The sequence below is a fragment of the Agromyces sp. NPDC055520 genome (assembly GCF_053619715.1).
Genome location: NZ_JBSHJY010000024.1, coordinates 1 through 15,006, shown reverse-complemented (window position 1 = coordinate 15,006; position 15,006 = coordinate 1). Strand labels below are relative to the sequence as shown.

General features: G+C 69.7%; 14 protein-coding genes. 11 read left to right on the top strand and 3 right to left on the bottom strand.

Annotated elements, in window-relative coordinates; all coding sequences use genetic code 11:
- Window positions 1-148: 148 nt before the first annotated feature.
- The 4 genes from ACWGST_RS11025 to ACWGST_RS11010 all read left to right on the top strand — a co-directional run bounded on the left by ACWGST_RS11025 (window position 149) and on the right by ACWGST_RS11010 (window position 4,513).
- On the top strand, window positions 149-727 hold the full coding sequence (locus ACWGST_RS11025; protein ID WP_452046711.1) for an ArsR/SmtB family transcription factor: 579 nt from the start codon (window positions 149-151) through the stop codon (window positions 725-727).
- Window positions 724-1,998: an MFS transporter gene (locus ACWGST_RS11020; protein WP_452046710.1), complete on the top strand. Its 1,275-nt coding sequence runs from the start codon at window positions 724-726 to the stop codon at window positions 1,996-1,998. The genes ACWGST_RS11025 and ACWGST_RS11020 overlap by 4 nt, the downstream gene beginning before the upstream one ends.
- Before the next feature lie 222 nt (window positions 1,999-2,220).
- The gene (locus ACWGST_RS11015; RefSeq protein WP_452046735.1) at window positions 2,221-3,306 is read left to right on the top strand and encodes a fatty acid desaturase family protein; all 1,086 of its coding nucleotides are present in this window, start codon (window positions 2,221-2,223) and stop codon (window positions 3,304-3,306) included.
- A gap of 214 nt (window positions 3,307-3,520) precedes the next feature.
- On the top strand, window positions 3,521-4,513 hold the full coding sequence (locus ACWGST_RS11010) for an LCP family protein (RefSeq protein ID WP_452046709.1): 993 nt from the start codon (window positions 3,521-3,523) through the stop codon (window positions 4,511-4,513).
- Between the two features lie 56 nt (window positions 4,514-4,569).
- Here the strand turns inward: ACWGST_RS11010 and ACWGST_RS11005 are convergent, their stop codons facing one another.
- A complete protein-coding gene (locus ACWGST_RS11005; RefSeq protein WP_452046708.1) occupies window positions 4,570-5,019 on the bottom strand; it encodes a VanZ family protein in 450 nt (149 codons plus the stop codon).
- 284 nt (window positions 5,020-5,303) lie between these two features.
- Between ACWGST_RS11005 and ACWGST_RS11000 the strand changes: the two genes are divergently transcribed.
- Entirely contained in the window at window positions 5,304-6,704 is a 1,401-nt protein-coding gene (locus ACWGST_RS11000) for a sugar transferase (RefSeq protein WP_452046707.1), read from the top strand.
- 81 nt (window positions 6,705-6,785) lie between these two features.
- Here ACWGST_RS11000 and ACWGST_RS10995 read toward each other — a convergent pair whose 3' ends face one another.
- Window positions 6,786-7,145, bottom strand: a complete 360-nt coding sequence (locus ACWGST_RS10995; protein ID WP_452046706.1) for a TraR/DksA family transcriptional regulator — start codon at window positions 7,143-7,145, stop codon at window positions 6,786-6,788.
- A 90-nt stretch (window positions 7,146-7,235) separates the two neighbouring features.
- Here ACWGST_RS10995 and ACWGST_RS10990 point away from each other — a divergent pair, with 90 nt between their 5' ends.
- From ACWGST_RS10990 to ACWGST_RS10975, 4 genes are all read left to right on the top strand, one after another.
- Window positions 7,236-9,545: a DNA polymerase III subunit gamma and tau gene (locus ACWGST_RS10990; RefSeq protein WP_452046705.1), complete on the top strand. Its 2,310-nt coding sequence runs from the start codon at window positions 7,236-7,238 to the stop codon at window positions 9,543-9,545.
- Between the two features lie 2 nt (window positions 9,546-9,547).
- On the top strand, window positions 9,548-10,144 hold the full coding sequence (recR, locus tag ACWGST_RS10985; protein WP_452046704.1) for a recombination mediator RecR: 597 nt from the start codon (window positions 9,548-9,550) through the stop codon (window positions 10,142-10,144).
- 47 nt (window positions 10,145-10,191) lie between these two features.
- Window positions 10,192-10,557 (top strand): YybH family protein, encoded by a 366-nt coding sequence (locus ACWGST_RS10980; protein WP_452046703.1) that lies wholly within the window; start codon window positions 10,192-10,194, stop codon window positions 10,555-10,557.
- A gap of 187 nt (window positions 10,558-10,744) precedes the next feature.
- Window positions 10,745-11,866, top strand: a complete 1,122-nt coding sequence (locus ACWGST_RS10975; protein ID WP_452046702.1) for a ScyD/ScyE family protein — start codon at window positions 10,745-10,747, stop codon at window positions 11,864-11,866.
- A gap of 42 nt (window positions 11,867-11,908) precedes the next feature.
- Here the strand turns inward: ACWGST_RS10975 and ACWGST_RS10970 are convergent, their stop codons facing one another.
- Window positions 11,909-12,403, bottom strand: a complete 495-nt coding sequence (locus ACWGST_RS10970) for a hypothetical protein (protein WP_452046701.1) — start codon at window positions 12,401-12,403, stop codon at window positions 11,909-11,911.
- A 139-nt stretch (window positions 12,404-12,542) separates the two neighbouring features.
- Here ACWGST_RS10970 and ACWGST_RS10965 point away from each other — a divergent pair, with 139 nt between their 5' ends.
- On the top strand, window positions 12,543-13,817 hold the full coding sequence (locus tag ACWGST_RS10965) for an aspartate kinase (RefSeq protein ID WP_452046700.1): 1,275 nt from the start codon (window positions 12,543-12,545) through the stop codon (window positions 13,815-13,817).
- Window positions 13,818-13,929: 112 nt separating this feature from the next.
- Window positions 13,930-15,003 carry an aspartate-semialdehyde dehydrogenase gene (locus tag ACWGST_RS10960; protein ID WP_452046699.1) on the top strand — a complete coding sequence of 358 codons (1,074 nt, stop codon included), beginning with the start codon at window positions 13,930-13,932 and terminating at the stop codon, window positions 15,001-15,003.
- Window positions 15,004-15,006: the final 3 nt, after the last annotated feature.

Genomic DNA, 15,006 nt, shown 5'->3' with positions numbered 1-15,006 from the left:
GCGCGACGGTTTGCGCCGCTGCGGTGGATTTGCGCGCGTCCTCCAGGGCGCAAACCGTCGCGGGAAGAGGAAGGTAGGGAGCGGGGAGCGGCGAGAGACTTGTGCAAGAAGTGTTGTGCAAGAAGTCTTGCAGAGTTAGCATCGAACCGTGAGCGAACAAGAGGACTCCATCGGACTGCACGACGCCGGCGCGATGCGCGCCCTGGCGCACCCGCTGCGGTTGCGCATCCTCGGCATCCTGCGCATGAGCGGTCCGCACTCCGTGGGCATGCTCGCAGAGGCGACGGGCGCGGCATCCGGCTCGATCAGCTACCACCTGTCGACCCTCGCCAAGCACGGTTTCATCGAGCCCGCGCCCGACTTCGAGCGCGACGGGCGCGAGCGCTGGTGGCGTGCGGCGCACGAGATGACCCGGCTCAGCGCTGACGACTACCTCGACGACCCCGAGCGACGCGAGGCCGCCGAGGCGATGCGGCGCACCGTGATCGACTCGTACCACCGCGAGCTGCTCGCCGCACTCGACGCCGAACTCGGCCTCGAGCGCGAGTGGATCGCCGCCTCCGACTCGAGTGATGGGGGAGCCCGGCTCACGCTCGACGAGTTTCGCGAGCTCACCGCCGATCTCGCCGCCGTGCGCGAGAAGTGGTGGGCGGTCGGGCGCGAACCGCGGCCCGGCACCCGCGCCGTGCGCTGGATCACGCACACCTTCCCGAGGAGCGAGTCGTGAGCGAACTGCTGACGCGCACACTCGAGACCGCCGCCCGACGGCGCCTGCCGCTCGCGGCGAACCTCGCAGCGGCACTGTTCTCGATCGGCGGCAACGCCATCGCGCTCGTCGCGCTGCCCATCATCGCCCTCACGCAGACCGGTTCGCCGCTCGCGGCGGGCGTCGTCGGCGTCTTCGCGACGGTGCCGCTCGTGATCGGCGGGGCGCTCGGCGGTGTGCTGGTCGACCGCTTCGGCTATCGGCCGTCGTCGATCGTCGCCGACCTCGCGAGCGCGATCACCGTGCTCGCCATCCCGATCCTGCATGCGACCGTCGGGCTGCCGTTCGGGGCGATGCTCGCCCTCGTCTTCCTCGGCGGCCTCCTCGACCCTCCGGGCGACACGGCGAAGACCTCGATGACGCCAGAGCTCGCGAAGCTCGCGCACTGGCCGATCGAACGGGCTGCGGGCGCGCAATCGGCCGTGCAGCGCACCGCGATGATGCTCGGCGCCGGTACGGCGGGCGCGCTCGTCGCATTCTTGGGGCCGATGCCGGCGCTCGTCATCGACGCCGGCGGATTCCTCGTCTCGGCGCTGCTGGTGCTCTGCTTCGTTCCGCGCCGGCTCGGTGTCGAAGCGATGGGCACCGCGGCGCACACCGACGAAGCCAGGGCCCAGCGCGGCGGCTTCACCGAGGGGCTCCGCTTCGTGGCATCCTCACCGCTGCTGCGCGGCATCGTGCTGCTCGTCACGCTCACGAACGCGATCGACGCGGCCGGCATGACCGTACTGAAGCCGCTGTACGCGACCCAGGTGCTCGGCGACCCCGCGCAGTTGGGCTTCATGGTCGCGTGCTTCGCGGCCGGCGCGCTGACCGGCTCGCTGCTGTTCGGCGCCGTCGGGCACCGCTTCTCGGGCCGGGTCATGTTCGCCCTCTGCTTCATGATCGCCGGCACGGTGCCGTATCTCACGATGGCGCTCGGCGCGCCGTCGTCGGTGCTGCTGCCGGTGCTCGCCGTCTCGGGGCTCGCGGCCGGCGCGATCAACCCGATGATCCAGACCGCCATGTACGGGCTCGTGCCCGACGGCATGCGCGCCCGCGTGTTCGGCGTGACGACCGCCGGGGTCGCCGCGACCATGCCGCTCGGCGCGCTGCTCGGCGGGCTTGCTGCCGAGCAGGCCGGGCTCGTGCCGACGCTCGCCGTCTGCGCCGCGCTCTACCTCGTGCTCGCATCGAGCCCGCTCTACCTCTCGTCGTTCCGGCAGTTGCGATCGGTCGAGGCGGCGGCCTGAGGCATCCATTCACTGCACCCCTACCGGCGTAGGGGGTGCGAATGGCTCAGCCGTGTGATGTGCACGCCGCGATCCGCTGCATACGCTCGCAGCACGGTCGGGAAACCCGCCGATCGCACCACCCGAAGCGTTCGTCTGCAGATCATGCGCACCTTTCGGACGACGAGATGAGCGCACGTGAGCCTGCAGATCGTAGAACGCCCCGACCTGGCGCTCGGCACCATGTCGCCCGTGATCCTGACGGCGGGTCGTCGTCGCGAGGCCGGGGACCCGGCGCAGAGCGGCTTCGCGCAGCTCTCCCGCCAGATCAAGGCCGAGGGTCTGCTCGACCGCTTCGTGGGCTTCTACGTGCGCAAGGCCGTGTTCTGGGCCGTCGTGCTCGGCGCGGCCGTCGCAGCCTCGGTCATGATCGGCGACTCGTGGTGGCAGCTCGTGGTCGCCGCTGCGCTCGGCGTCATCTTCACCCAGTTCGCATTCATGGCGCACGAGGCCTCGCACCGCCAGGTCTTCCGCTCGGGGCCCGCCAACGACTGGGCGGGCCTCATCCTCGCGAACTTCGTCGTCGGCATCAGCTACAGCTGGTGGATGAACAAGCACACGCGCCACCACGGCAATCCCAACGTCATCGGGCGCGACCCCGACATCGTGAAGGACACGATCTCATTCCTCGAAGAGGATGCCGCGCAGAGCCGCGGGCTCGTGCGCATGATCACGCGCAAGCAGGGCTACCTGTTCTTCCCGCTGCTGCTGCTCGAGGGCATCAACCTGCACGTGCACGGCATCCGCCACGTGCTCGGCAAGGGCACGGTCAAGCGACGCGGCCTCGAGATCACGCTCATCGCGGTTCGCCTCATCGGCACGGTCGCGCTCGTGTTCTGGGCGTTCCCGCCGCTCCTCGCGACCGCCTTCCTGCTCGTGCAGCTCGGCGTGTTCGGCGTGTACATGGGCGCCTCGTTCGCCCCGAACCACAAGGGCATGCCGCTCATTCCGCGCGGCGAGCGAGTCGACTTCCTCGAGCGCCAGGTGCTCACGAGCCGCAACATCCGCGGCGGCCGGTTCATGGACTCGTTCATGGGGGGCCTGAACTACCAGATCGAGCACCACCTGTTCCCGAGCATGGCGCGGCCCGCGCTCGCCCGCACGCAGCGGATCGTGCGCGAGTACTGCCGCGAGAACGACGTGCGCTACACCGAGACCGGTCTCGTCGAGTCGTACGCGATCGTCATCGCGTACCTCAACCGGGTCGGGCTCGCCGCGCGCGACCCCTTCGACTGCCCCATGATCAACTCGTACCGCCGACGCGACTGAGGTCGCCCGCGCCGCGTCGTCGGAGGGCTCAGCGCGGGCCGTTCGGCGGGCGTTCGGTCGGCCGCTTCCAGCACGACCGACCCCTATTTCGGGGGGCAGTGATGACCGGACATTCCAGTGTTCTCGCGGTCTCGAGCGTGTGACGGTCGGCACGAGAGCCGTCGGGGATCGTTCGTCGGACGCAACGCGCAATCGGTGCAGGTAACATGTCCGCATGTCGAATCGAGCGCGCCGTCCGTGGTTGATCGCGCTCATCGTGATCGGTGCCTTCGTGCTCGTGCTCGTCGGCGGAGCCGCCGTGTTCCTCGGGTCGCTGGCGAACCAGTTCGACTCGGGCACCGAGAAGATCGATGACGCCTTCCCCGACGAGAGCGTGCGTGTGCCTGAGGCGACGGGAGCCGCAGCGGGGGCCCAGAACATCCTCCTGCTCGGCACCGACTCCCGTGCCCCACTCGAGGACTTCGACGACGCCGACGGCAGTCGCTCCGACACGATGATGGTCGTGCACATCCCGGCCGACCGCTCAGAGGTCACGGTCATGTCGATCATGCGTGACAGCTGGGTCGAGATCCCGGGTCATGGCATGGCGAAGATGAACGCCGCACTCTCGTACGGCGGAGTTCCGCTCGCGGTGCAGACCATCGAGTCGATCATCGGCGCTCGCATCGATCACGTCGCGATCGTCGACGCCGTGGGGTTCATGGGGCTGACCGAGGCGCTCGGCGGCGTCACGGTCAACAATCCGATCGCGTTCGACAGTTCGCACATGGCCGGGATGACATTTCCCCAGGGCCCGATCAACCTCGACGGCGAGCAGGCGATGGCGTTCACCCGCGAGAGGTACGCATTCGCCGACGGCGACTATCAACGAGTACGCAACCAGCAGGCGTTCATCTCGGCCGTGCTCGACAAGGTGCTGAGCCCCGACACGGCGCTGAACCCCGTCCGGGTGAGTGAGGTCATCGGCGCAGTGGCCCCGTACCTGAAGGTCGATTCCGGATTCTCGAGCACGTACGCCGGTGGTCTGGCGATCGAGATGCGAGACGTCCGGAAGAGCGACGTGCACTTCTTCACCATTCCCACGCTCGGCACCGGAACCTCGGACGACGGGCAGTCGATCGTGCTGCTCGACGAGGCGCAGCTCGTGAAGCTGCGCGAGGCGTTCGCCGGCGACACGCTCGATGCGGCGGCATTCGCTTCGAAGTAGCCGACGCCCTCCGTCGCCTGATCTCCGTCGCGTCGAGTTCGCCGCCGGGGCGGCGGTCACCCGCCGCGTGATCCACTCGCCCGCGGATCCAGCCCCGCGAGCACCGAGTACCCGATCACCGCGCCGACGACCAGCCCGATCAGGTTGAGCGCGAGATCGAGCAGCGAGGGCGCAGGCTCCGCCCTGGCGTACGACGGCACGAGCTCGACGAGCGTCGCCACGCCGAAGCCCGCAAGCATCGCGAGCCAGGCCCGGCGACGGCCGATGGCCACAACCGTGAGAATGCCGAGCGGCACGAACAGCACGACGTGCGCGGCGTACTCGACGAGGGTGTAGTCGATCCAGTCGCACAGGCCCTGGCGATGCAGATAGGCGAGTTGCCCGCGGATCCATGGTGTGAGGCCCTGATCGATGGGCCGCGGAACGACCCCGACGAAGACGGCGATCGCGCTGTAGATCACGAGAATCACGGCAGCCCAGCCGTGAGCGCGATGGGTTGCCGTCATGATCATGAGCCTATGCTCGCCTGACCAGCGAGCGAGTTTGTCCCCCGAACTCGGGGGAGATTGCAGCGGACATGGTGTCCTAGCGTTGGTGCCGCAGGGTGATGCCCGAACTTCACCCGCTTCCAGGAGCACTCATGCCCGATTTCGAGTACGCTGCTTGCCGCTTCCGTGCAACCCGTGCACGTTCTGCCTCATCCTGATTCCGGCGACCCGTTTTGGCTGTCAGTCAGATTTCAGAGACGTCGTCGAGAGCGCACGTCGAACGGTGGCGACGCCGTTACGCGATGCGCCTCTTCGTCACCGACCTGCTCGTGCTCGTGGTCGTCGTCTACGGCTCGCAGTTCCTTCGATTCGGTGCGAGCGCCGCGCAGCAGCACCTCGTCGGGGCGGAGCGGCGCGAGTTCGACATCTCGTACACGCTGCTGTCTGCGCTGCTCATCATCGCCTGGATGGCGGGGCTGACGCTCTACGGCACGCGCGACCACAAGATCATCGGCGGCGGCAGCTCGGAGTACAAGGGCATCCTCGACGCTACGATCCGCGTGTTCGGACTGCTCGCGATCGTCGCGTTCGTCTTGCAGTCCGAGATCGGTCGCGGCTACCTGCTCATCGCCCTGCCGAGCGGGCTCGCACTGCTGCTCGCCGGCCGCTGGCTGTGGCGGCAATGGCTCAATCGTCACCGAGCGAGCGGCGAGTTCTCGTACCGCGCCATTCTCATGGGGGAGCGGGCGGCCTCGGCGCACGTTGCTCGGCAGATCGCTCGCGAGACCAGCAACGGCTTCGTCATCGTCGGCGCGGTCACGCAGGGCGGCAGCACCGAAGAGCTCGTGCCCGGAGTGCCGGTGCTCGGATCCTATGACCGCGCCATCGACGCGATCGATGCGGTGCAGGCCGACACCGTCGTCTACACCGGGGCCGACATGATCTCGCCGCGTCAGTTGCGCAAGTTCGGCTGGGAGCTCGAATCGCGATCGATCGATCTGATCGTCGCGCCGGCATTGACGGATGTCGCGGGCCCGCGTATTCACGCACGGCCCGTCGCCGGGCTGCCGCTCATCCACGTCGACTATCCCGTGTTCGAGGGCCGCAAGTACGTGGCCAAGCGAGTCTTCGACCTGATCATGTCGTTCGCGCTGCTCGTGCTGCTCAGCCCGCTGTTCGTGGTGCTCGCCATTCTGGTGCGTCGCGACAGCGACGGGCCGGCCATGTTCCACCAGGAGCGGGTCGGGCTGAACGGGCGGCGGTTCAAGATGCTGAAGTTCCGTTCGATGGTGGTCGACGCCGAGGATCGCCTGCCGGGCCTGCTCGACGAGAGCGAGGGCAACGGGGTGCTGTTCAAGCTCAAGGCCGACCCGCGCGTCACCGCGGTCGGCGCGGTGATGCGCAAGTACAGCCTCGACGAGCTGCCGCAGCTGGTGAACGTGCTGCGCGGCGACATGTCGCTCGTCGGCCCGCGCCCGCCCCTCGCGTCCGAGGTCGAACGGTATGACGAGTTGGCGAACCGACGGCTGCTCGTGAAGCCGGGCATCACGGGCTTGTGGCAGACCAAGGGTCGCAGCGACCTGTCGTGGGACGACAGCGTGCGACTCGACCTCTACTACGTCGAGAACTGGTCGCTCACGGGCGACGTGATCCTGCTCTACCGCACCGTGCGTGCCGTCGCCCGGCCGGCCGGGGCGTACTAGGGCCCGTTCCCGCAGGGCCTGTCCCGCAGGGCCTGTCCCGCAGGGCGTGTCCGGGGCTTCCTGTACCCCGAACGCACCCGGTCAGCGCGCGAGCCGAGCGCAGTCGATGCAGAGCTCTGCGGTGGGTCTGGCCTCGAGGCGCGGCACCGTGATGCGCTTGCCGCAGTTGCGGCAGAAGCCGTAGCTGCCGTCGTCGATGCGGGCCAGCGCATGGTCGATGTCGGCGAGTTCGGCGCGGGCGTCGGCGAGCACTGCGGTGCGCTGCGACCACTCCTGCGTCATCGTCGGACCCTCGGGGTCGTGCTCGTCATCGGCGGACGCACCGGATCTCGCGGCCCGGACCTCGCTCATGACATCGCCGAACTCGGCGAACCTCCCCTCGGCGTCCGCCCGCTCCTGCAGCAAGATCACCCGGAACCGATCGAGCTGTGCCTGTGTCATCGTCGACAATTCGCGCCCCCTTTCCGATTCCCGCATAGTACGCCACCGGCATCCGGCCGCGGTGTCGGACGCGGCAACTACGATTGATGCGTGGTCACCGCCCTGTATCGCCGCTACCGGCCAGAGACGTTCGCCGAGATGATCGGCCAGTCCCAGGTGACGGAGCCGCTCATGACGGCGCTCCGCACCGATCGTGTCAATCACGCCTATCTGTTCAGCGGCCCTCGCGGCTGCGGCAAGACGACATCGGCGCGCATTCTGGCGCGCTGCCTGAATTGCGCAGAAGGTCCGACGGATGTCCCGTGCGGCGTGTGCGCCAGCTGTGTCGAGCTCGCCCGTGGCGGCGGCGGGTCGCTCGACGTCGTCGAGATCGACGCGGCCTCGCACAACGGCGTCGATGACGCGCGCGACCTGCGCGAGCGCGCGGTGTTCGCCCCAGCACGCGACCGCTACAAGATCTTCATCCTCGACGAGGCGCACATGGTGACGCCGCAGGGCTTCAACGCCCTGCTGAAGCTCGTCGAAGAGCCGCCCGAGCACATCAAGTTCATCTTCGCGACGACCGAACCCGACAAGGTGCTCGGCACCATCCGCTCGCGCACGCACCACTACCCGTTCCGGCTCGTGCCGCCCGGCCCGATGCTCGAGTACGTGCAGCAGCTCTGCACCGAAGAGGGCGTCGAGGTCGCACCCGGCGTGCTGCCGCTCGTCGTGCGCGCCGGCGGCGGCTCGCCGCGAGACACGCTGTCGCTGCTCGACCAGCTCATCGCGGGGTCCGAGGGTCCGACGATCGACTACGAGCGGGCCGTGGCGCTGCTCGGCTACACGCACGGCGCGCTGCTCGACGAGGTCGTCGACGCGATCGGCGGCGCCGACGCCGCCGGTGCGTTCGCCGCGGCCGATCGGGTCGTGCAGACGGGTCAAGACCCCCGGCGCTTCGTCGAAGACCTGCTCGAGCGACTCCGCGACCTCATCGTCGTCGCAGCATCGTCGCCCGAGACCGCGGCGGCGGTGCTGCGCGGCGTGCCCGAAGACGAGCTCGCGCGCATGGCCGCGCAGGCCGCCGCGTTCGGCCAGGCCGAGCTCTCGCGGGTCGCCGACCTCGTCAACCAGACGCTCACCGAGATGACCGGCGCCACCTCGCCGCGCCTGCACCTCGAGCTCATGCTCGCGCGGGTGCTCGTGCCGGCGGCCGACGACACCGAGCGCGGGGCGCTCGTGCGGGTCGAGCGGCTCGAACGCCGGGTCGGCGTGGCCGACGCCGCGGCTTCGATTCCTGCGGCTTCCGCCGCGCCCGATGCGCGGCCCGCCCGCCCCGAGCCCGTGACTTCGGCGCCTCGGGTCGTGGCCGAGCGCCCGGCGACGCCCGCACCGGTGGCGGCGACGCCGGCCGCTCCGGCGCCGTCCGCTCCGGCAGCTCCGTCCGCACCCGCGGCTGCCGCCTCCGTGCCGTCGACGCCCGACGCGCCGACGGCCTCCGCGGTCGCTCCACCAGCGAAGGCCGAGACGGCCGAACCCGCGGTCGCCAAGCCCGTCGGGCCGGTCACCCTCCAACAGGTGCGCGATGCGTGGCCCGAGGTGCTCTCGTCGCTCCAGCGCACGAAGCGCAGCGCGTGGATGGTCGCCTTCACCGCCCAAGTGCGCGACTTCCGCGACGGCGAGGTGCTCGTGCTCGCCTTCCCGAGCGAGCACGATGTCACGGGCTTCCGCGGTGGCGCCCCCGGGCAGAGCGTGAGCGAGCTGCTTCGCGGCGCGATCGTCGATGTGCTCGGCGTACGGGTGAAGTTCGTCGCGAGGGTCGACGGCCCCGGCGGTGCGCCCGCCGGTGCGCCGCAGGCCGCCCCGCAGCAACCCGAGGTATCGCCCGCAACGCCGCCCGCAGCCTCCGTCGCGGCTGCGTCGGAGTCGACGCCGGCACCGTCTCCGGCGTCGGTCGAGCGACCCTCGACGCCTGCCGCTCCGGCCGGCCCGGTCGACTCGTGGGCGACCGTGGCGATCCCTGGTGGCCCGGCCGATGACGCCGACGCACCGCCCGAAGACGACGAGCCGCCGTTCGACCCCGGGCCCGCGCCCGACCCCGGGCCCGCGTCCGACCCCGGGCCCGGGCCCGAGTCAGAGGTGGTGGCCGAGGCATCCACTCCTGTGCCTGCGGCCCCCGCGACCGCAGCTGCGCTGGCTGCCCCGGCGCCCGCGGTCTCGGCGACTGCAGCCTCGGCGCCGCCGGTCTCGGCGCCCCGCGCCGGCGCTCCCGCGCGCGCGAGTCGCCCCCAGTCGAACGCGGGCGGTGCCGACGGCGGAATCCAGCGCTACGGCGAGGCCGTCGTGCGCGAGGTGCTCGGTGCGACCTTCCTCGAAGAGGTCGAGGCGCCGTCGCGGCCCGGCTTCGGGGAGCGTGGCTGATCATGTACGAGGGCATCGTCCAAGAACTGATCGACGAGCTCGGGCGGCTGCCCGGCATCGGACCGAAGTCGGCGCAGCGCATCGCGTTCCACATCGTGCAGACCGAGCACTTCGACGTGAGCCGACTCGCCGAGATCCTCTCGCAGATCCGCGAGAAGGTGCGGTTCTGCGAGATCTGCGGCAACGTCTCGGAAGAGGCCACGTGCGGCATCTGCCGAGACCCCCGGCGCGACCCCGTGCTCATCTGCGTGGTCGAAGAGGCGAAAGACGTCGTCGCGATCGAGCGCACGCGCGAGTTCCGCGGGCTCTACCATGTGCTCGGCGGTGCGATCAGCCCCATCGACGGCATCGGCCCCGACGAGCTCCGCATCCGTCAGCTCATGCAGCGGCTCGCCGACGGCACCGTGACCGAGGTCATCATCGCCACCGACCCGAACCTCGAGGGCGAGGCGACCGCGACCTACCTCAGCCGGCTGCTCACCACGCTCGAGATCCGCGTCACCCGTCTCGCCTCGGGCCTGCCCGTCGGCGGCGACCTCGAGTACGCCGACGAGGTCACGCTCGGCCGCGCCTTCGAGGGCCGGCGCGTCGTCGGCTGAACGTCGCGTCGCTTGACGCTCGGTCGGCGCACGGCTAGAACGGAGCCATGGCGAGCAATGGTGCGGAGTGGGTGGCCGGATACGTGGCCGCGTGGGAGTCGAACGATCCCAAGCAGATCGGGGCGCTCTTCACCGACGACGCCGTATACCTGACGGCGCCCGACGCGCCGCCCCGGCGTGGGCGCGACGCCATCGTTGCAGGGTGGCTCGAAGACCGCGACGATCCGGGCACGTGGGCGTTCGACTGGAAGCTGCTGCACGAAGACGAGACGCTCGACGGCAACTTCGTCATCGTGCAGGGTCGCACCGAGTATCCCGCGAGCAGGGATTACCTGAACCTCTGGGTCATCAGGCTCGATCCGAGCGGCCGTGCGAGCGAGTACACCGAGTGGTACATGCCCCGCCCGCACTGAGCGCCGGCGGAACCGGACATCCGAACAGCACGGACCGGCACCTCGGACCGGCACCCCGGACCGGCACCCCGGACCGGCACCCCGAACAGGGGTGAGAAATACTCGAAAAGGGGCTTGTCGCGCCACCCGTCCTCCGACAGGCTGGGCCTGCGGCATCCGTCGCAAGAGCCTCCATCGAGGAGTTTCAATGTCTCGCCAACTTCGTTCGATTCCCGTCGCGATCACCGCGATCGTCGGCCTCGGCCTCTTCTTCGTCGCCGCTCCGCCGGCGAACGCCGCTCCGCCCGGCTCCGACCCGGTGACGGTGGCGACGGGGCTCGACAACCCCCGGCAGATCTCGGTCGGCCCCGGCCAGCGCCTCTACGTCGCCGAAGCCGGCACGGCAGAGTCCTGCGACCTCATCCCCGACGTCGGGCCGGAGTTCCAGGTGTGCGGCCTGACCGGAGCGGTGACCGAGGTCAGCGGCTCCGACCAGCGACGCGTCGTGACAGGGCTGCCCACGATGATCTTCAACGGCGAGGTCATCGGTGCGTCCGACGTCGAGGTGCGCGGCAATACGGTCGCCGTGCTGATCGGCGGCATGAGCGGCGCGGCGACGTCGCGCGACACCCTGCCCGCCGAGTACGCGGCATTCGGCACGCTGCGAACCGGGCGTCTTCAGTCGGCACCGATCACCGGAGCCGACCTCGCTCTCGCGGCCGACCTCAACGCCTACGAGGTCGCGAACAACCCCGACGGCAACATCCCGCCCGACAGCAACGCGGTCGGGTTCGCGGCGCTGAACTCCAAGAACTGGGCGGTCGCCGACGCGGGCGGCAACACCCTGCTCACGGTCGGCACGCGTGGCGAGAGCACCGTCGCCGTGTTCCCCAACGGGCCTCCGGTGCCGAACCCCTTCGGTCCGGGGATGATCCCGCCGCAGGCGGTGCCGACCGACGTCGCGGTAGGCCCCGACGGTGCGTTCTACGTGTCGCAGCTGACGGGCTTCCCGTTCCCGACCGGCGGATCCACGATCTGGCGGGTCACCGCCGACGGGCAGGTTTCGGCGTACGCGACGGGCCTCACGATGGTCACGAGCCTCGCCTGGAAGGGAGACACGCTCTACGCCGTGCAGCTCGACGACGGCAACTTCTTCGACGGACACGTCGGTTCGCTGCGCAAGGTCACCGCGGGCGGCTCCGTGCACGAGGCGGTCGTCGCGAACCTGTCGGCGCCCTACGGTGTGGCGATCCGTGGCAACTCCGCCTTCGTCACGGTCGGCTCGGTCTCGGCGGGCGACGGTTCGGTGATCCGGGTCGACCTGCGCTGACCGGGGGCGCGTCGGGTCGCGGCATCCGCTTGCCCTGTGGACCTACCGCAGCACCTCGACGAGCACGACCCACGCCATGAGCAGCGCCGCGATCACCGCGAGCACCGAACCGATCGCCATCGCGATGAGCCCGGCCTGCACGACGCCGGCGAGCACGAGCACCGCGCCGGCGAGGAAGCCGGCGATCGGCAGCATACCTGCGACGCTCTTGAGCACGCGTTCCATCGTCGAGGCGCGATCCTCGCGCATGACCACCCGGATCGCGTGCACCTGGAAGGCCCCGGCGAGCAGCGCCGAGACGAGCACCTCGACGCCGTACACCGTGACGGGCTGACCGGGGATCAGCCCGAGTGCGCCGGCCGTGATCGCGAGCACGAGCGCCGCGATCGAAGCGGCAGCGCGCGGCGGGATCGTCACCGACCTCATGATCTCGGTGATGTTCACCGACATCGCGACGATGAGGAGGCCCGCGAGGGCGGCGGTGGCGCCGACCATCGCGACGTTGAACTCGGACCAGCCATCGAGCGCCTCCGTCATGACCCCACGCTATCGCGGGAACCCACGCCATTGCGGGCCGAGGAAGCGTCACATTGCGGGGCGCGCATACGCCCCGCAATATGATGGTGCTTCCGGCGCCGGCCACCCGAGCGGCGCGAATCCACCCCTGGGAGACCACGTGAGCCTCATCGTGCAGAAGTTCGGCGGGTCGTCCGTCGCCGACGCGGAGAGCATTAAGCGGGTCGCCAAGCGCATCGTCGAGACCCGCAAGGCCGGCAACGACGTCGTCGTGGCGGTCTCTGCGATGGGCGACTCGACCGATGAACTGCTCGATCTCGCGAACGAGGTCACCCCGCTGCCCGCGCCCCGCGAGCTCGACATGCTGCTCTCGGCGGGTGAGCGCATCTCGATGGCGCTGCTCGCGATGGCGATCAAGGGCATGGGCCACGAGGCCCGCTCGTTCACGGGCAGCCAGGCCGGCATGATCACCGACGCCACGCACGGCGCCGCCCGCATCGTCGACGTCACCCCCGTGCGCCTCCGCGAGGCGCTCGACGACGGCGCGGTGGTCATCGTCGCCGGATTCCAGGGTTTCAACCGCGACACCCGCGACATCACGACCCTCGGCCGCGGCGGCAGCGACACCACGGCGGTCGCGCTCGCGGCCGCCCTCGACGCCGATGTCTGCGAGATCTACACCGACGTCGACGGCGTCTTCACCTCAGACCCGCGCATCGTGAAACGGGCCCGCAAGCTCGACAAGATCACGAGCGAAGAGATGCTCGAGCTCGCGGCATCCGGAGCCAAGGTTCTGCACATTCGCGCGGTGGAATACGCTCGCCGCCACGGCGTGACCCTGCACGTGCGCTCGTCGTTCAACAACAGCGAGGGGACGATCGTCTACGACCCCACGCGCCTTCCCGAAGGAGAAGCTGTGGAAGAGTCCGTCATCGCAGGAGTCGCGGTCGATCTGACCGAGGCGAAGATCACGGTCGTCGGCGTGCCCGACAAGCCGGGCGTCGCCGCGGCGATCTTCAAGATCGTCGCCAAGACAAACGCCAACGTCGACATGATCGTGCAGAACGTGTCGGCGGCATCCACCGGTCGCACCGATATCTCGTTCACGCTGCCGATGGCCGACGGCGAGCGGGCGCTCACCGCGCTGTCGCACGAGCAGGACGCGATCGGGTTCCTGTCGCTGCAGTACGACGACCAGATCGGCAAGCTCTCGCTCGTCGGCAACGCCATGCGTTCGGCGACGGGGGTCTCTGCACGTCTCTTCGAGGCGCTCTACGACGCGGGCATCAACATCGAGATGATCTCGACGAGCGAGATCCGCATCTCGGTGGTCACGCGCGCCGACAGCGTGCACGACGCGGCACGCGCGGTGCACACGGCGTTCGAGCTCGACGGCGACGACGACGCGGTCGTGCACGGTGGCACCGGCCGCTGAATCTCTGCCGCTTTGTAGGGCGATCCTGCCGTTGTAGGACACCTTTGGATCAGTTCGTCCTCCACAGCGGCTGATGTCATACAAACTTGAAGTGAAGAGTGAGGAAGAGCACATGAGCAACGGAGTGAACATCGGCGTCGTCGGCGCGACCGGCCAGGTCGGCGCGGTCGTGCGGCGGCTGCTCGAGGAGCGGGGCTTCCCGGTCGCCTCGATCCGCTACTTCGCCTCTGCCCGCTCGGCGGGCACGACACTGCCGTTCAAGGGCGAGCAGATCGTCGTCGAAGACGCCTCGACGGCCGACCCGACGGGCCTCGACATCGCGATCTTCTCGGCGGGTGCGACGCTCTCGAAGGCGCAGGCTCCGCGGTTCGCCGCGGCCGGCGTGACCGTGGTCGACAACTCGAGCGGCTGGCGCATGGACCCCGAGGTGCCGCTCGTCGTGAGCGAGGTCAACCCGCACGCGATCGACCAGGCCGTCAAGGGCATCATCGCGAACCCCAACTGCACGACGATGGCCGCGATGCCCGTGCTGAAGGTGCTGCACGACGAGGCCGGCCTCGAGCGACTCATCGTGAGCACGTACCAGGCGGTCTCGGGTGCCGGACTCGCGGGCGGCGAGGAGCTGCTCGAGCAGGCGCGCGCCGCGGTCGCGCAAGACGCGATCCGTCTCGTGCAAGACGGTTCGGCGGTCGAGTTCCCCGAAGCCTCGAAGTTCCCGCGCACGATCGCGTTCGACGTGATCCCGCTCGCCGGCTCGATCGTCGACGACGGCGACCTCGAGTCCGACGAAGAGAAGAAGCTCCGCAACGAGAGCCGCAAGATCCTCGAGCTGCCGGGCCTGCGCGTCGCCGGCACGTGCGTGCGCGTGCCGGTCTTCACGGGCCACTCGCTCTCGATCCACGCCGAGTTCGCCAACGAGATCACGCCCGAGCGGGCGACCGAGCTGCTCGCCGCCGCCCCCGGTGTCGAGCTCTCCGACGTGCCCACGCCGTTGCAGGCGGCCGGCAGCGACCCGAGCTACGTCGGGCGCATCCGCCGCGACCAGTCGGCGCCCGAGGGCAAGGGTCTCGTGCTCTTCATCTCGAACGACAACCTGCGCAAGGGTGCGGCGCTGAACGCCGTGCAGATCGCAGAGCTGCTTGCGGGCCGCGTGGCAGCACGCCGTGAGGCCGCGCCTGTGGCCTAGCAC